Raw genomic sequence first — 15,817 nt, 5'->3', positions numbered from 1 at the left:
ATGGCGTCTAGAGCTTCGGTTCTGATTTGAATCAGAACCGAAGCTCTAGCTTGTTGTATTGACGCGTTTTCTTCACGTGAACCGGCGTCCACTTCGCTCGAAAACGCTCTAGTTCGACTTCACCAGGGGGCAGCCGCCCTTGTCGAGCGGGCGGAAGGCTTCGTCGCCGGGCACGGTGGCGATCAGCTTGTAGAGGTCCCACTCGCCCTTGGATTCCTCGGGCTTCTTGACCTCGAACAGGTACATGTCGTGCACCATGCGGCCGTCGATACGGATATGGCCGTTCTTGGCGAAGAAGTCGTTGACCGGCGTGGCGCGCATTTGGGCCATCACCTTCGGCGCCTCGTCGGTGCCGATTGCCTCGATCGCCTTCAGGTAATGCATGGTCGCCGAGTAGAGGCCGGCCTGGATCATGGTCGGCATGTGGCCGACCTTCTCGTTGAAGCGCTTCGAGAAGGCGCGGGTCTCGTCGTTCATGTCCCAGTAGAAGGCGTCGGTGACGATCAGGCCTTGGGTGGCCTTGATGCCAAGCGAGTGCGTGTCGGTGATCTCCTGCAGCAGCGCGATCATCTTCTGGCCGCCCTGGGTCAGGCCGAACTCGGAAGCCTGCTTCAGCGCGTTGGTGGTGTCGCCGCCGGCATTCGCCAGCGCCACGACCTTTGCCTTCGACGCCTGTGCTTGCAGCAGGAACGACGAGAAATCCGACGAGTTGAGCGGATGCCGCACGTCGCCCAGCACCTTACCGCCGGTCTCCTTCACGACATTGGCGGCATCGCGCTCCAACGCCATGCCGAAGGCGTAGTCGGCGGTGACGAAGAACCAGGTGTCCTCGCCGCGCTTGACCATCGCCTTGCCGGCGACGTTCGACAGCGCGTAGGTGTCGTAGGTCCAGTGCACCGTGTTGGGCGAGCAGGCGGTGCCGGTGATGTCGGAGGAGCCGCCGCCGGAATTGATGTGGATCTTGTTCTTCTCGCGCGTCAGCGCCGAGATCGGCAGCGCGACCGAGGAGGTCGGCACGTCGAAGATCGCGTCGACCTTGTCATTGTCATACCAGTTGCGCGCGATGTTGACGCCGACGTCGGGCTTGTTCTGGTGATCGGCGACGACCACCTGCACGGGCTTGCCCTTCACCTTGCCGCCGTAATCGGCGACCGCCATCTCGACGGCGGCGACCGAGCCCTTGCCGGTGGCGTCCGCGTAGAGGCTCGACATGTCGGTGAGGACGCCGATCTTGACGACGTCGTCGGAGATCTGGGCGTTGGCCGCGGTGCCGGAGGCCGCCAGTGCGAGGCCGGCCGCTGCTGCGGCCAAGAGCGATTTCATCGTGTTTCTCCCGTTTTTTCGTTGGAGGTTACTTTTGGGGTTGCTTCCACGGGCACCTTCTATCCGGTGCGGCAACCTGTCGCAAAGACGACTTTCTGGGCATGGCGGACGGGCGGAACAGCCGAATCCGCGTCCTTACAGCGCCGGGAGCGCGGTGACGGCGGCCTTGATGGTACCGTCGGTTTCGACGATCACCCGGATCGTCTTCGAATCGAACTCGATGCCGGCGAGCCGGATGCTGTTGACCTCGGCGTCGACGCGGATGCCTTCCTCGTTCTTCTGCAGATCGGCGATCGCGGCGGCGATCTTGCGCTGCGCGTTGCTCGCGAACGGTTGCAGGTCGACGACCAGGCGGTCGGCAAGGGCCTGCTGCATGTGCGGGATCGCCGCGCGCGCGGCGGCGCCGAGCAGGCCGAACGCGGCCTCGGATTCGACCGCCAGTTCGACGTCGGCCAGCCGCAATGTCTGCGCCTGCTGGTCGAGCCGTGGCCGGCCCCAGATGTACACGGTCGCCTCAGCGCCAAGGCCGAACCAGCTAGTCTTTTCCTTGGCGTGCACCAGGAGCGAGATCAACAGCCGGTCGCCGGAGGCGGCGATGCTCGCGCTCTTGACGGTCACGTCGACCGGGCCGGAACCGTCCTCGGGGAAGGTCTTGCCCTTGAGCTGCGCCTCGACCAGCTGGGTCAGCGTGGTGAAGGACAGGTCGACCGGCAGGCCGACCGCGACCTGGCTCGGCATCGGCGGCACGATCGAGAGTTTTTCCGGGAACGGGCAGTTCGGGGTGGTCTGCGTCTCCGTGATCCGCGTCTCGGCCTCGATCCCCATCGTCAGGATCATCGAGGACGCATCGACCTTCGGCTGCGCGGCGATCGCGCGGATCGGCTTCAGCTCGAGCCACATCGGCGGCATCGACGACGTGCCGCCGGTGCCCTGCAGCGGGATCGAGCGGCAGGCCTTGGTCCATTGCGCGCGGGCGCTGTTCTGGAACACCGGGTTGTTCTGCAATTTCGCCTCGACCACGGAAATCTGGTCGGCGACCGCCTTGTCGATCACCGGCTTGACCTGGGCCGGCACGCTGATGCGCACGCCGGCGGCCGACAGGCTGGTGTCGCCGAGATTGACCTGCGCCTGCAGGTTCGGCTCGATCCGCCAGGACGCACCGAGCTTCGGCCGCGAGGTCAGGGTGACGCTGCCCTTGATCTCGGCGTTGGCGTTGACGTTCTTGATGTTCACCGCGCCGATCTGCTTGGCGACATTGCCGCCGAGCAGGCTGCCGAGGGCGTTGCTGACCGCGCCGGTCGCCTGCGCCGACAGCGAACCGGTGACCTTGAGCGTTCCGCTGATCGGGGTCGTCAGCGTCAGCACGTCCTGCGCGCCGGTCGCCGCGATCGGCCCGCGCGATGCCGTCCAGCTGATATCGGCATTTTGCAGGATCTGCTGCACCGGATTGTCGGCCTTGCCGCCAAAGGTCTTCGGCGCGCCGCGTTCGGCGGCGTCGCGGATCGCCGACAGCGCGACCGAGACTTGCGCCACGACCGTCGAGGAGCGCGGCGCTTGCGGCAGCGGCGGCAGTTGCGTGAGCTGCGGCGACGGCACGGTGGCGCTCGGCGCCAGCCAATCCATCGCCTTAAGGCTGATCACGAACGAGATCAGCACCACCGTGATCCCGAGCGCTATCGTCCTTGGATGCATCGGTAGACGCATCATCCCCCCGGTAGAAATGAACTTGACCGGGGTTGTACAGGCCCCCCGAGCAGGGCGCCAGTGTGGCCGGATCAAGCTGGTTCGGGGGCGGAAGCAGGTCGCGGCCAGAGATCGCCAAGCGATCGCCACGGAGGTTAACGATTATGAACGGGACAACGGCCCCGGCGTGGCACCGGGGCCGTTGTCGATGTCTCGATATGTCCGGCTTAGCGGGTGGCTGAGCCGAGGTCGGCGCGGCGGTCGGTCATCGGCAGCACGATCACCTTGGTGCCAACGCTGACCCGCGAATAGAGGTCGGAGACATCTGCATTGGTCAGGCGCAGGCAGCCCGAGGAGACGCGGGTGCCGATCGTCTCCGGCGCGTTGGTGCCGTGGATGCGATAGATGGTGTCGCCGAGATACATGGCGCGGGCGCCGAGCGGGTTGCCGGGGCCGCCGGCCATGTGGCGCGGCAGATAGGGCTGGCGGGCGATCATTTCCGGGGGCGGGGTCCAATCCGGCCATTCCGACTTCTTGGTGATGGTCTGGGTACCCGACCAGGTGAAACCGTCGCGGCCGATACCGATGCCGTAGCGCATGGCCTGGCCATTGCCGAGCACGAGGTAGAGATAGGTGTTCGGGGTATCGATGATGATGGTGCCCGGCGCCTCACGGGTCGAATAGGTGACGACCTGGCGGCGCAGCCGGGCAGGCAATTCAACCGAACGGTCTTCCTCCTGCGCCTGCGGCATCGACTGCACCGGCGGCTGCACCGCCTGGGTCGGCGGCGTCAGGATGAACGGGAAGATCGGCAGCGGCGCGGCCGCGGCGGAATTCGAGAAAGCGACGGTACCGATCGCCAGCGCACCGAAGGCGGCGGCAGCGAGACGTGCGTTCAGCTTGATGGAATTGAACATTGTCGACCCCTGTTGTTTGCGCCCTGCGCGCCAGTTCCGGCGCGTCGTTGGGTCAAACAAGTACAGATCAGGCGTTTCAGGACGTTTGCACGAAATCGCCAAAATGGTTTCGTGCCGTTAGGGATTTGTTTCGTCCGTGTTTCGTCGAGCGGTTAAGGGCGGGTTGCCGGGAGGGACGGCAAGACCTCAGGGGTGGACGTATCCGGCCAATCCGTCCCACAGCAGCTTGGCCGCGGTGATGACCAGAATGGCGTAGCAGGCGCGGTAGAGCGCGCGCTGGTCGAGGCGTTCGTGCAACCGCCAACCGGCCCAGACGCCGACCGGCACGGCCGGCACGCAAAGCGCCATCAGGATCCACAGGCCGCGCGAGGGCGTGGCGAGCACGAGCCACGGACCGGCCTTCAGCAGGTTGCCGACCGTGAAGAACAGGCTGGTGGTGCCGGCGTAAAGCGTCTTCGACATGCCGAGCGGCAGCAAATAGATCGCCAGCGGCGGTCCGCCCGAATGCGCCACCATCGTGGTGACGCCGGAGGACAGGCCGGCGAAGGTCGCCTTGATCGTCGAGCGCGGGCGCGGCTTGATCTCGCCGCCGCCGAGAAACCACAGCGCGGCGAACACCAGCGTCACCAGCCCCATCACGATCTCGACGGCATGCCGGTCAAGATCGCGCAACACGAAATAGCCGATGCCGATGCCGATCACGAGCGCCGGCAGCAGCATCGCGAGGTCTGTGCGCGACCAGGTGTTGGGGCGCCAGAATCGCAGCGCCGTGATGTCCATGACGACAAACAGCGGCGCCAGCAGCGCGCCCGCCGCGATCGGATCCATCGCCAGCGAGAGCAGCGGGATGCCGACGATGGCAAAGCCGCCGCCGAACGCGCCCTTCATGAAGGCGATCAGGAACACTCCAGCCAGCGCGACCGCGAGCACGAACGGCGCGGGCATGTCTGTCATGGCGGAGGCGATCATCATGGTGTCGTGCGGAGTGTTGTGGTCGCACTCAACATGGCCACGCGCGCATGCACGCGCAATCCAAACATTGCTCTCGGTGCACATTGCTCTCGGTGCAATCGGCGTGCGCGCGCCTAGCCGGCGCGCATCCTCGGCAGGCCCGGCCGGTCACCGTTGATCGCGGCGCGGCGGTCGGTGACGGCGTGGTGGAATTGCTCGAGCGTCAGTCCGATCACCGAGAGATCGCCTTCCTCGATCGCGCCGTCGTCATAGCAATCGAGCGCCTCGCGCAACAGCGCGTCCGCATCGCTCTGCATCGCCGCGAGCTCCTCCGTCGTCTCGGCGCCGCGCACCCGCGAGATCAGCGTCAGCAGATTGTCGCGATGGGTGATGTAGTGCTCGCGCTCCTCGCGTTTCATGTAGTGGCGCAGCCAGGCGCCGGCCGAGCCGAGGCCGGAGATCAGCAGGATGCCGCCCCAGATGTAGTCGGAGTATTTTTCGAGGAAGGTGCGCTCGGTGCCGTCGATATAGGCCGCCGCGCCCTGATGAGCCGGCAGCGCGGCATCCTTGTCGGTGTCGGGCTTCTCGATCTTGGAGGCCGCCGGCAGATCGCGCGCGACCTGGAGCCGCAGCGTGAACAATTGCCGGTCGAGCGCGCCGACCGTGGCGTCGTCAAGCCGATGCTGCGCGATGATGAGGTGATTGACGCCGACAGTCTCGACCTTGTCTTCCGGTCGCGCCGGCGACGACGAGAAGATACTGCCGGCGATCTCCTCGGATTCGTAGCGCGGATGCTTCTGCGCAATGGCTTCCGAGACATCGATCGGGAGGAATACCGGCTCGCCGCGCGTGGCCGCCGTCGCGGTGATCGCATCCGACGTGATCTTGCTGTCGAGCGGGCCGACCGTCATGTAGGCGTCGAGCGAGGGATCGCGCGCGAGGTCGGCGATCTGGCTGGTCTTGAACTGGCCGACCGCGACCTTGTCGGGGTTGACGCCGGACTCGGTCAGGATCACGCGCAGCAGCGTGACATTGGCCGGGGTGCTGCCGACCACGCCGACCTTGTGTCCGGCGAGATCGTCGATGCTCTTGATCTTCGCGGATCGCCGCTTGCCCTTGCCGCCCGAGGGCGCCCACAGCACGACGACGTTCTTGCGCAGGATCGCAACCGACTCGGCGCTCGCAGGCAAATCGAGATCGCCGCGGACCACCGCGAGGTCGACCTTGTTAGCGGTGAACAGCGCGATGCTTTCGGCGGAGCCCTGCGTCGTGACCGGCTTCAGCCGCACCGCGCTCGCGTCGTGCGTAAAGGCCTGTGCGAAGCCCTGGATCAGCTTGACGTCCTCGCTGCCGGTCGGGCCGACCGCGATCGAGAGCGTCACCGGACGCAGCCCATAGAACAGCGCGCCGGCGGCGAGGCCGAACAAAAGCATGCCGGTCGCAAGGATCAAGAGCGACGAGTTTCGCCGCCGGAGCCTGCGGCGCGTGGTGCCGGGATTTTCACTCTGCTCTGACATCTCACTGTCACGATACACGAAAAAGCGGCGGTTTGCCGCGAAAAACAACCTAACATTTCGATGACGTCATACGTTTGAAACATCCATGTCAGAACGTCGTGCGAGCAGAATCAAGATTAACGATTTGGATCTCCTGCGATGCGCATTCTCGTTGCGACCGATGCCTGGCATCCACAAGTTAACGGCGTGGTCCGGACGCTGACGTCGCTTGCGCGCAGCGCAGCCGGGCTCGGCGCCGACATCGAATTCTTAACCCCCGACGGTTTCCGCTCGGTCGGCGTGCCGACCTATCCGGGCCTGCAGATGGCGCTGCCGAACCGCCGCGAGATCGCGCGCCGGATCGAGGAGGCGGCACCCGAGGCGATCCATATCGCGACCGAAGGGCCGATCGGCTGGGCGGTGCGCGGCTATTGCCAGCGCAACAAGCTCGCCTTCACCACCTCCTACACCACGCGCTTTCCGGAATATGTTTCGGTGCGCACCGGCATTCCCGACAGCGTCGGCTATGCGGTGCTGCGGCATTTCCACGCTGCCGGATCGATGACGATGGTCGCGACCGACTCGCTGCGATCAGAGCTTGCCGAACGCGGCTTCCGCAGGCTCGGCTTCTGGACCCGCGGCGTCGACACCAGGATATTCAATCCGGACCAGCCGGCCACCCTCGATCTGCCGCGGCCGATCTTCATGACCATGGGTCGCGTCGCGGTGGAGAAGAATCTCGACGCCTTCCTGTCGCTCGACCTGCCGGGCTCCAAGGTCGTGGTCGGCGACGGTCCGCAACGCGCGGCATTGCAGCAGAAATATCCCGACGCGATCTTCCTCGGCGAGAAGAAGGGCCAGGATCTGACCTCGCACCTCGCCGCCGCCGACGTCTTCGTGTTCCCGAGCCTGACCGACACCTTCGGCGTCGTGCAGCTCGAGGCGCTGGCCTGCGGCACGCCGGTCGCGGCGTTCCCGGTCACCGGCCCGAAGGACGTCATCGCGGACCATCCGATCGGCGCGATCGACAACGACCTGCGCGCCGCCTGCCTGCGTGCGCTGACGATGTCGCGCGCCGACTGCCGCAATTTTGCGTTGGAGCGTTCCTGGGAAAACAGTGCGCGTCAGTTCATCGGCAATCTGGCCACGTTGCAGCCGAGCCGCGCGCCGCGGCCCGCCCGCCGCGTTGCCGGCCGCAGTGCGGTTCCGAATTAACAGCTCAACCGAACGAGAGACGAGAAACTATCTATGGCTGAAATCATCAAGCTGGGTGCCGACCGTTCCATGGACTTCGACCGCGAGACGGTCGAGCAGGCCTATGACCGCTGGGCACCGATCTACGACCTCGTGTTTGGCGGCGTGTTCAGCAAGGGCCGGCAGGCTGCGATCCAGGCCACCAACAAGATCGGTGGCCGCGTGCTCGAGGTCGGTGTCGGCACCGGCATCTCGCTGCCGCTCTATAGCCAGAACGTCCGCATCTTCGGCACCGACATCTCGGAAGCGATGCTGGACAAGGCCAGGAAGCGGGTTGCCGAGCAGGGCCTGAAGAATGTCGAGGGCCTCGCGGTGATGGACGCCGAGAAGCTCGAATTCCCCGACAATTCGTTCGACGTGGTGATGGCGCAGTACGTGCTGTCGGCGGTGCCGAACCCGGAAGCCGCGCTCGACGAGTTCGCCCGCGTGGTGCGTCCGGGCGGCGAGCTGATCATCCTGACCCGGGTCAGCGCCGATGCCGGCGTCCGCCGCTTCATCGAGCAGAAGCTGCAGCCGGTGGTGCGCCCGCTCGGGTTCCGGACCGCCGAATTCGCCTGGTCGCGCTACACCAAGTGGCTCGCCGGCGCGCGCGGCATGGAGCTCGCGGAACGCCGCCTGATCCCGCCGCTCGGCCACTTCTCGCTGGTCCGCTTCCGCAAGGCGGATGTGGCCAAGGCCGCCTGATAGGGCCTGAGGCGGCCCAGGCGGGCCAAGCCTCGATCCTGCCGGTTGAGGGTGCGCACGGCGCACCCTCAACCGGGAGGCCGCGATATCTTTCGCCTCATCCCCGTGAACCTGTTCGGGATGAGGCGAGACCCTTCTCAAGTTGCGTCAAGGCGTCGCTCCGCATTGTCATATGTCATTATGATGATGTCACACGCGCTACATCGAATCCCTGTAAATCCAGTCCCGAAAGATGTTGGGGGAACCAATGATCAAGAACTTCCTGCAAGAGCTCCGTACCCAGCGCTGGGATGACCACCGCTTCTATCATCACAGCCGGATCAACCAGAGCCTGCACTTCGTCAGCGCGCTGAGCTTCCTGTTCGCCTATGTGATGCTGTTCTTCGATCCGGTGGTGTCGGCGCTGGTCGGCTGGCTGGTCTCGATGACCTCACGCCAGGCCGGTCACTTCTTCTTCGAGCCGAAGGGCTATGACCACGTCAACCAGGCCACCCACGAGCACAAGGAAGACATCAAGGTCGGCTACAACCTGCAGCGCAAGGTCGTGCTGATGGCGATCTGGGCACTGTCGCCGATGGTGCTGTATTTCGATCCGACCCTGTTCGGGCTGTTCAAGCCCTGGGTCACGATGGGCGACTTCACCCGCCAAGTGGCCAAGGTCTGGCTCTTCGTCGGCATCGGCGGCCTCCTGTTCCGCACTGTCCATCTGTTCTTCATCCGCGATATCGAGACCGGCCTCGTCTGGATGACCAAGATCGTCACCGACCCCTTCAACGACCTGAAGCTCTATCACAAGGCGCCGCTGTTCCTGATGAAGGGCGAGCTGATCGATCCGGGCCTCGAGAAGCACGTCAAGCACGCCTGATCGTTGATCCCTCATCTTTCCGAAATGCGTCATGCCCGGGCTTGTCCCGGGCATCTACGTCTTGGGACACCTGTGAACCGATCAGGCCGAACCGCTCAATACAACGGGACTGCGCTCCCTCTCCCGCTTGCGGGGGAGGGTTGGGGTGGGGGTGTCACCGCTTGCGATAATCTTTGTGGGGAGAGAGCCCCCACCCGTAGCGCATCTCGCGATGCGCTACGACCTCCCCCGCAAGCGGGAGAGGTGAGGGGAGCCCGTGGAAGCGTCAGGGCCGATAAGGCCTCAGCGGCCGAACTTCACGGCGACCATCTCTTTCAGGATCTGCCGCTTGATGTTCTTGTTGGTGAGGCCTTCCTTGTGCCACCACCAGCCGTCACGCTTCATCTTCTCGGCTGCCGCGACGAAGCGGTCGGCAACCTCGGAGAAATCGGCGTCGGTGTAGTTCAGGCTGAAGATCAGGCGGCCGGTGCCGACCCAGCTCAGCGCCAGCCCCTCGGCCCGCAGATAGTATTGCAGCATCCAGTTGTAGCGGGACGGCTCGGTGTAATAGACGGTCCAGATCGACGAGATGTTGCCGACGCGAACCGGCAGGCCCTGAGCGGCAAGGCGGTCGTTGAGCGCCGTCGCGCGGCCGTTCCAGGTCTCGTCCAGCCCGTTGTAGATCGAGCGGAAGTTCGGGCTGGCGAGCCGGCTCAAGAACTCGTCCATCGCCGTCATCACATAGGGATGCGAGTTGAAGGTCCCGCGGGCAAAGCAGATGTCGGCCGGACGGTCGTCGCGGAAGCGCCGCATCAGATCCTTGCGGCCGCAAACCACGCCGACGGGGAGGCCGCCGGCGAGGCTCTTGCCGTAGGTCGCCATGTCGGCCTTGACGCCGAAATATTCCTGGGCGCCGCCGGCGGCGAGGCGGAAGCCGACGAACACCTCGTCGAAGATCAGCACGATGCCGCGCTCGGTGCAGACCTCGCGCAGCTGTTTCAGCCACTCGGTGTAGGCGGCGCGGTCGTATCGGGAGGAGCGCGAACTGTCGACCAGCGCGGAATCGCCGGGCGCGTTGGCATTCGGATGCAGCGCCTGCAGCGGGTTGACCAGCACGCAGGCAATGTCCTTGCGCGTCCTCAGCACGTGCAGCGTCTTCTCCGACATGTCGGCGAGCGTGAAGGTCTCGTGCGGCGACACCGGATTGCCGACGCCGGGCTGCACCTCGCCCCACCAGCCGTGATAGGCGCCGGCGAAGCGAACGAGATGCGTCCGCTTGGTGTGGTAGCGCGCGAGTCTCACGGCCTGCATCACGGCCTCGGTGCCGGACATGTGGAACGAGACCTCGTCGAGGCCGGAGATCTCGCACAGCCGCTTGACGTTGTCGGCGATGATCGGGTGGTAGGGGCCGAGCACCGGACCGAGCGCGTGCGCCCGCTTCTCTCCCTCGGTGATGCACTCCTTGTAGAAGTCGTTACCGAAGATGTTGACGCCGTAGGAACCGGTCAGGTCGTAGAACTGATTGCCGTCGAGATCGGTCACGGTGACGCCGCTGGAGGCCTGCACGAAGGCCGAGGTGCTGAGATGCTCGCGCACCAGGCGGCTGTACGGGAACGGCACGCGGTAGGTCTCGGTGAACTGCAGATCGGAGATGCGCTCCGTCACCTCGGCGGTGAGCGCGCGGCCCTTGGGGTAGCGGTCCTGGTACACCCCGGCGAGCCGGAAGAAGCCGTCCTGGCGCTGCATCGCGACGTCGGCGGGCGCGCCGTCGGAGCGGAAGAACGCGTCGATGTCGAATTCGTAGTGCGGGACCAGGCGCGCCACCATCTTGGACATCTTGGAATGCCCGGTCAGCGAGCGGTGCTTGGCGCGCGACAGGGCAAGCCGGGCTTTGACTTTGGGGAAAGCTGCGGCGGCGCCGGCGAGCGCGGCGGCGGACAGCGAGAGAATCGGAAGGGATGTTTCCATGACAGAAGCGCTAGCCTCGGCACCTAACAAATTCATGACAGTCAAGGGCCTGATCTCGGCATTCACCCAGCAGGAGGACCTCAATTTCCTGCTCACCAACCGGATTCCGCGGGCGGCGCTGACCCGCTTCATGGGCTGGTTCTCCAAGGTCGAGAACCCCTTGGTGCGCGACGCCTCGATCGCCTGCTGGAAGCTGTTCTCCGACCTCGATCTGTCGGAGGCCAAGAAGACCGAGTTCAAGAGCCTGCACGACTGCTTCACCCGCGAGCTGAAGCCCGGCCTGCGACCGGCCGCGGCCGATCCCGCCGTCATCGCGAGCCCGTCGGATGCAATCGTCGGGGCGCACGGGCGGATCGAGGACACCCAATTGTTCCAGGTCAAGGGCGCGCCCTATTCGCTGCTCGATCTGCTCGGCGATCCCGCGCTGGTCGAGCAGCACAGGAACGGCCGCTTCGTCACGCTGCGGCTGACCTCGAGCATGTATCACCGCTTCCACGCGCCCTATGACCTTGCGATCGACAAGGTGACGTTCATTCATGGCGACGTCTGGAACGTCAATCCGATCGCGCTGAAGCGGATCGAGCGATTGTTCTGCAAGAACGAGCGCGCGGTGCTGCGCGGGAAGCTTGCGACCGGCGAGGCGCTGACGCTGGTTCCGGTCGCCGCCATCCTGGTGGCGAGCCTCCGCCTGCATTTCCTCGACATCACGCTGAACGCGCAGTCGCGGGGTCCGGTGGATTTCCCCTGCGACGAACATGTCAAGAAGGGCGATGAGCTCGGCTGGTTCGAGCACGGCTCGACCATCATCGTGCTCGCGCCCGGCAATTTCGAATTCTGCGACAACGTCGCGGAGGGAGCGCGGATCAAATGCGGCGAGCCGCTGCTGCGAAAGCCTGCGATGTGATCGCTTTTTTGCCCGACGCGTCATTTTTTGAGCATGAAAACCGGTTTCCACTTTTCCGGATCATGCTTTAGAATAGCGGGGATCGTCGTGCGACGATCTCAAATCGCAAACTTTGGGACACGAGATGGCGCGGACGCCGGTGCTGGCGGCGGGAGGCATTGTGCTGCGGCGGGAGACACCGCCGCGCTTTGCCGTCGTGCGCCTGCGCAAGCGCAATGAGTGGGTGCTGCCGAAGGGCAAGCTCGACGACGGTGAGACGCCGCGCGATGCCGCCGAACGCGAGGTGCTGGAGGAAACCGGCCACGACGTCGACGTGCACGAATTCCTCGGCACGCTGGTCTATGATTCCGGCGGCCGTTCCAAGGTGGTGCATTACTGGCGCATGGAAGCCGGCGGCAAGCCGGTGCGCGCGCTGATGAGCGACATCAGGGAGGTCGACTGGCTGCCGCTCGATGCGGCGCTCGAGCGTCTGTCGCGCGGCTATGAGCGTGCGTTCCTGGAAAATGTCGGACCGATCGCGCTGCAGGCCGCAGCGGATGCCGAGCGTGAGCGGCGGGCGCTGGCACGCGCTGCGGCCGCGGAGCGGCGGCGCAGCCGCGCGGCGATGGGGCCGCCGGTCATCGAGGAGCAGGACGCCGTCAACCCGCCTGACGTCGCTGATGCGCCCGTGCTGGCGGAGATGCCGGCCATCGAACCGACGGCGTTGGCTGAGAGCGAAGGCGACACGCCGGCGATGGCGCCGGACCGCAGCGCTGCGGAGGCTGGCGACGTGGTCGAGGCGGAGCATGTCGCGGAGGCGACCGCATCCGAAGCGCCGTCGTCATCCCTGCGCGACATCGCGCCGGGTGCGATGACCGTCCAGCCCAGGCCGCGCAAGAACTTGATCGAACGCGTGCGCGACTGGCTGCGCCGCGCGGCCTGATCAGCGGCCGATGCCCTGACGTCGTACAGCCGGAGCCGCGGCTGGCTGCCAGCCGTCAATCTCACGCTGCAAGGCCATGCAGTCGCTGCTGAGCTTGGGCGAACCCAATTCACGTGCCACGAGCTGTGCCGCATGAACCTCGGCCATGGCGCCGCGAATGTCGCCGTGCTCCAGCTGGAGCCTGCAGATCTGAAGCCTCAGCCGCACGATCTGGACCCGTCCGTCGATGCTCGACCAGAGCTGGCGGGCGAGATGGAGATGCCGCATGGCTTTTTCGTGATCCTGCCGGGACAGCGCGAGGATCGCCTGCGCTTCGTTGGTGAGCGCGCGGATCGAGGGCATCGGCCAGCGATCCGGACTTCCCGAAAGTTCGCAGATCAATGCCTTGGCCTGACCGGCCCGATTCGTGTGTGCCGCAACCAGCGCCAGATGCGCGAGCAGGATTCCCCGCCGCTGCAGGGTCCACCAGGTCTTGCCGATCAGGCTCCGTTCGAGGCTCGCATGCGCGGCTTCCGCTTCGCCTCTTGCGAGCAGCAACATCGCGCGGCCCGGCTCCGGGCACCAGCCCAGCGTGTAGGCCTTGTCATAGGCTTCAAGCGCTGCGTCATCATTGCCGATCGCAGACAGAATGTCGCCAAGCACCCGGTTGGCATCGCCCATCGACCACGGCGCATCGCTGGTCAGGCGCGCGAGCGCGTCCTGAATCCGAGCCAGCGCCTCGTCGAGCGAGCCCCTGACGCCGAGCACCTCGGAGCGATGCAGCTGGCATGAACCCGTCAGTTCCATGCCGCTGCTCGAACAGAAACTCTGGTAGCTCCGTGTCCACTGGTCGGCCCGTGCCCAATCTCCGAACATCCGGGCTGCCCAGAGAATGTTGCAGTAGAGGTTGCCGCCCATGATCGGGTCCAGATTGTTGCTGGACAGTGCGACCGCGGCGGCGTGGTCCTGATCGGCCAGTCCGCCATGGGTGTCGCCGAGGCATAGCCGATAGAAGCCGCGATAGGCGAGGCTCAGAGCTTCGATGTTGAGTGCATCCTTGTATCTGACGGCAGCGTAGGCAGCGTCGGCCAACGCGAGTGCCTGTTCCGGCTCGCCATCGAAGGCAGCCAGTTTCGACTTCATCCATAGCAGCAGGGCCGTCGTCGGAGGATCGTCGAGCGTTGCGGTCCAGTCTTCCGCGCGTGCGAGCCAGCCTTTTCCGATCGCGGCTTGACCGCTCTCGAAATGCAAACCCGAGAGCGCGATCGCGTCGACCGCTGCCCCGGCAGCGTCGCCCGCCTTGCTCTTTGCGCCGACCGCGCGAACCAGAACAGGGATAGCTGCCGCGGCTCTGCCGAGGCATTGCAGCGCGAGCGCCCAATCGTGCAGATCTTCGGCGCTGAGCGCGCCGTCTTCATCGGCGCTCTGAAACAAGGTTGCCGCCTGCAGCCATAATTGTCCGGCCGCTGCGCGTCGGGCGAGACCGATTGCTCCGATTGCACCGATTGTGCCGTCTGAATTGTGCGCAGCAGGTACCGGCTGCTTGATCTCGGAATCGTGAAAGAACCGATATCCCTTGCCTGGGAGATTTCGGATCGCTCCGTCCATGCCACCCTTGCGCAGCGCGGCGCGCAACGAACTCACCGCGCGCTGCAGCGAGTTGTCCGTGACCGTCACATCCGGCCAGATGGCTTCAAGCAGTTCTTCCTTGGAGATGACGCGGTCGCGGTGCCGAACAAGGTAAACCAGCAAATCGAACACACGCGGCTGCAATGGGACCTCATGCCGCGCGCACAGCAGGACGCGGCCAGCTTCATCAAGCTCGAACAGTCCAAATCCGAAGGCCATGTCTATGTGTGCGGGCTCGGCGGAAAAGGTTCAGGCAAAGATCAGGCAAAGATCAGACAATGATCAGGCCGCGGTAAGGACAGTCAGCGTCGACGGCGCCTATACATCTCTCACGGCTCGCGATCATCGGAGCCAGGCCTGCTGTTCAACACTCGCAACTGAGGAGATTTCGATGGAACTCTATGTCATTCGCCGTCCGAGCGCCTGGGCAAACATGAGCGAGCTGGAGCTTGCCGGCGCAACCTCCGCCAGGATCGGCGATCAGCAGATGCCGGACCGCGTCCGCTGGATCCGTAGCTACGTGGTGCATGAGGCAGATGGTCGCATTGGCACATTCTGCATCTACGAGGCGCGCGACGGCGACTCGATCCGGGAGCATGCGCGCTGCGTCGGCATGCCGGGCGAAGAATTCTACAAGGTCGCGACAACCGTGGTGGTGCGTGGTGATCCGGTCCAACCGCCCATTGCAGCCGAGTGACGCCTGGGGGGCGTCGCATGGCGTATCCCGGCCAATCGATTATCCGGGACGCCATCACTATTTGATCAAGGAAACGATTATGTCGATTTCATTCATGGAGTCCGTGTCAAGTCCGGTACGTAGGCATTTTTCCATCCTGCTTTTGCGCATCCGCCGGATCGTCAATCAATTGGTCGCAGGCATGCTTGCAAACCGCGAGCGGCAAGTCAGCGGCCTGATGCCGCGCGAGCCCGGCAGCCGGCGGTCGAAGGGCGCCGGCGACCGCTGCGCTCGGCCGATCATTCGAAGCGGGCTTCTCGGGCTGGTGATCGCCGGTTTGTCTTCACCCGTGTTCACCAGAGCGGAGGAGCCTGTCGTTCTGGAGCATCGTGCAGCTCCAGTGCAGCAGGCCGTCGTCTGGCCTCAGCGTAGCAAGCACGGCTGCAGCCATCGCTCTGATTGGAGCATTGCTGCCGCATCGACCATCACGGTCTTTCTCGACCGTCGCACGTAGTCCGCCGCACCGCAGGGCCAATTGCACTGCACTACGCATTTCAACGCGACTTACGGACTTCCGGCGAGGCTGC

14 protein-coding genes and 1 pseudogene are annotated in these 15,817 nt (G+C 65.0%); 7 read left to right on the top strand and 8 right to left on the bottom strand.

Translation table 11 applies throughout. The features are described from left to right. Nucleotides 1–108: 108 nt before the first annotated feature. From G6P99_RS34725 to G6P99_RS34705, 5 genes are all read right to left on the bottom strand, one after another. Nucleotides 109–1,323: an ABC transporter substrate-binding protein gene (locus G6P99_RS34725; RefSeq protein WP_029078961.1), complete on the bottom strand. Its 1,215-nt coding sequence runs from the start codon at nucleotides 1,321–1,323 to the stop codon at nucleotides 109–111. A gap of 135 nt (nucleotides 1,324–1,458) precedes the next feature. Further along, the gene (locus G6P99_RS34720; protein WP_029078960.1) at nucleotides 1,459–3,027 is read right to left on the bottom strand and encodes a DUF4403 family protein; all 1,569 of its coding nucleotides are present in this window, start codon (nucleotides 3,025–3,027) and stop codon (nucleotides 1,459–1,461) included. A gap of 206 nt (nucleotides 3,028–3,233) precedes the next feature. Continuing rightward, nucleotides 3,234–3,923 (bottom strand): L,D-transpeptidase, encoded by a 690-nt coding sequence (locus tag G6P99_RS34715; protein ID WP_165125221.1) that lies wholly within the window; start codon nucleotides 3,921–3,923, stop codon nucleotides 3,234–3,236. Nucleotides 3,924–4,109: 186 nt separating this feature from the next. Further along, entirely contained in the window at nucleotides 4,110–4,892 is a 783-nt protein-coding gene (locus tag G6P99_RS34710) for a sulfite exporter TauE/SafE family protein (protein WP_035976367.1), read from the bottom strand. A gap of 116 nt (nucleotides 4,893–5,008) precedes the next feature. Further along, on the bottom strand, nucleotides 5,009–6,391 hold the full coding sequence (locus tag G6P99_RS34705) for a TAXI family TRAP transporter solute-binding subunit (RefSeq protein ID WP_029078957.1): 1,383 nt from the start codon (nucleotides 6,389–6,391) through the stop codon (nucleotides 5,009–5,011). A gap of 138 nt (nucleotides 6,392–6,529) precedes the next feature. Here G6P99_RS34705 and G6P99_RS34700 point away from each other — a divergent pair, with 138 nt between their 5' ends. From G6P99_RS34700 to G6P99_RS34690, 3 genes are all read left to right on the top strand, one after another. Beyond that, complete coding sequence (locus G6P99_RS34700; protein ID WP_165125218.1) at nucleotides 6,530–7,585, top strand: glycosyltransferase family 4 protein; 1,056 nt, start codon at nucleotides 6,530–6,532, stop codon at nucleotides 7,583–7,585. A 33-nt stretch (nucleotides 7,586–7,618) separates the two neighbouring features. Then, complete coding sequence (locus G6P99_RS34695) at nucleotides 7,619–8,308, top strand: class I SAM-dependent methyltransferase (RefSeq protein WP_029078955.1); 690 nt, start codon at nucleotides 7,619–7,621, stop codon at nucleotides 8,306–8,308. A gap of 247 nt (nucleotides 8,309–8,555) precedes the next feature. Further along, nucleotides 8,556–9,173: a hypothetical protein gene (locus tag G6P99_RS34690; RefSeq protein WP_029078954.1), complete on the top strand. Its 618-nt coding sequence runs from the start codon at nucleotides 8,556–8,558 to the stop codon at nucleotides 9,171–9,173. Between the two features lie 282 nt (nucleotides 9,174–9,455). Here G6P99_RS34690 and G6P99_RS34685 read toward each other — a convergent pair whose 3' ends face one another. Next, entirely contained in the window at nucleotides 9,456–11,120 is a 1,665-nt protein-coding gene (locus tag G6P99_RS34685) for an aminotransferase class III-fold pyridoxal phosphate-dependent enzyme (protein WP_029078953.1), read from the bottom strand. A gap of 34 nt (nucleotides 11,121–11,154) precedes the next feature. Between G6P99_RS34685 and asd the strand changes: the two genes are divergently transcribed. Together asd and G6P99_RS34675 are read left to right on the top strand one after the other, a co-directional pair. After that, a complete protein-coding gene (gene asd, locus G6P99_RS34680; protein WP_029078952.1) occupies nucleotides 11,155–12,024 on the top strand; it encodes an archaetidylserine decarboxylase in 870 nt (289 codons plus the stop codon). Nucleotides 12,025–12,148: 124 nt separating this feature from the next. Continuing rightward, nucleotides 12,149–12,946, top strand: a complete 798-nt coding sequence (locus tag G6P99_RS34675; RefSeq protein WP_084518323.1) for an NUDIX hydrolase — start codon at nucleotides 12,149–12,151, stop codon at nucleotides 12,944–12,946. Here G6P99_RS34675 and G6P99_RS34670 read toward each other — a convergent pair whose 3' ends face one another. Both G6P99_RS34670 and G6P99_RS34665 read right to left on the bottom strand, forming a co-directional pair. Continuing rightward, on the bottom strand, nucleotides 12,947–14,359 hold the full coding sequence (locus tag G6P99_RS34670) for a hypothetical protein (protein WP_246709902.1): 1,413 nt from the start codon (nucleotides 14,357–14,359) through the stop codon (nucleotides 12,947–12,949). Nucleotides 14,360–14,548: 189 nt separating this feature from the next. Further along, nucleotides 14,549–14,773: pseudogene (locus tag G6P99_RS34665) on the bottom strand (winged helix-turn-helix domain-containing protein); the annotation flags it as partial. A gap of 172 nt (nucleotides 14,774–14,945) precedes the next feature. Here G6P99_RS34665 and G6P99_RS34660 point away from each other — a divergent pair. Further along, nucleotides 14,946–15,251, top strand: a complete 306-nt coding sequence (locus G6P99_RS34660) for a nickel-binding protein (protein ID WP_029078950.1) — start codon at nucleotides 14,946–14,948, stop codon at nucleotides 15,249–15,251. 79 nt (nucleotides 15,252–15,330) lie between these two features. Continuing rightward, entirely contained in the window at nucleotides 15,331–15,744 is a 414-nt protein-coding gene (locus tag G6P99_RS34655; protein ID WP_156928413.1) for a hypothetical protein, read from the top strand. The last annotated feature ends 73 nt before the right edge of the window (nucleotides 15,745–15,817 follow it).

This window comes from Bradyrhizobium sp. 6(2017) (assembly GCF_011058295.2).
Classification (GTDB): domain Bacteria; phylum Pseudomonadota; class Alphaproteobacteria; order Rhizobiales; family Xanthobacteraceae; genus Bradyrhizobium; species Bradyrhizobium septentrionale.
The sequence above is the reverse complement of the archived record's forward strand: the minus strand, read 5'-3'. Positions and strand labels throughout refer to the sequence as shown.

Bases quoted from the DNA above. Each gene is read 5' to 3' on its own strand.
- asd (WP_029078952.1), top strand. From the start codon at position 11,155: ATGACAGTCAAGGGCCTGATCTCGGCATTCACCCAGCAGGAGGACCTC.
- G6P99_RS34720 (WP_029078960.1), bottom strand. From the start codon at position 3,027: ATGCGTCTACCGATGCATCCAAGGACGATAGCGCTCGGGATCACGGTG.
- G6P99_RS34690 (WP_029078954.1), top strand. From the start codon at position 8,556: ATGATCAAGAACTTCCTGCAAGAGCTCCGTACCCAGCGCTGGGATGAC.
- G6P99_RS34660 (WP_029078950.1), top strand. From the start codon at position 14,946: ATGGAACTCTATGTCATTCGCCGTCCGAGCGCCTGGGCAAACATGAGC.
- G6P99_RS34685 (WP_029078953.1), bottom strand. From the start codon at position 11,120: ATGGAAACATCCCTTCCGATTCTCTCGCTGTCCGCCGCCGCGCTCGCC.
- G6P99_RS34705 (WP_029078957.1), bottom strand. From the start codon at position 6,391: ATGTCAGAGCAGAGTGAAAATCCCGGCACCACGCGCCGCAGGCTCCGG.
- G6P99_RS34700 (WP_165125218.1), top strand. From the start codon at position 6,530: ATGCGCATTCTCGTTGCGACCGATGCCTGGCATCCACAAGTTAACGGC.
- G6P99_RS34695 (WP_029078955.1), top strand. From the start codon at position 7,619: ATGGCTGAAATCATCAAGCTGGGTGCCGACCGTTCCATGGACTTCGAC.
- G6P99_RS34725 (WP_029078961.1), bottom strand. From the start codon at position 1,323: ATGAAATCGCTCTTGGCCGCAGCAGCGGCCGGCCTCGCACTGGCGGCC.
- G6P99_RS34655 (WP_156928413.1), top strand. From the start codon at position 15,331: ATGTCGATTTCATTCATGGAGTCCGTGTCAAGTCCGGTACGTAGGCAT.
- G6P99_RS34710 (WP_035976367.1), bottom strand. From the start codon at position 4,892: ATGATCGCCTCCGCCATGACAGACATGCCCGCGCCGTTCGTGCTCGCG.
- G6P99_RS34715 (WP_165125221.1), bottom strand. From the start codon at position 3,923: ATGTTCAATTCCATCAAGCTGAACGCACGTCTCGCTGCCGCCGCCTTC.
- G6P99_RS34675 (WP_084518323.1), top strand. From the start codon at position 12,149: ATGGCGCGGACGCCGGTGCTGGCGGCGGGAGGCATTGTGCTGCGGCGG.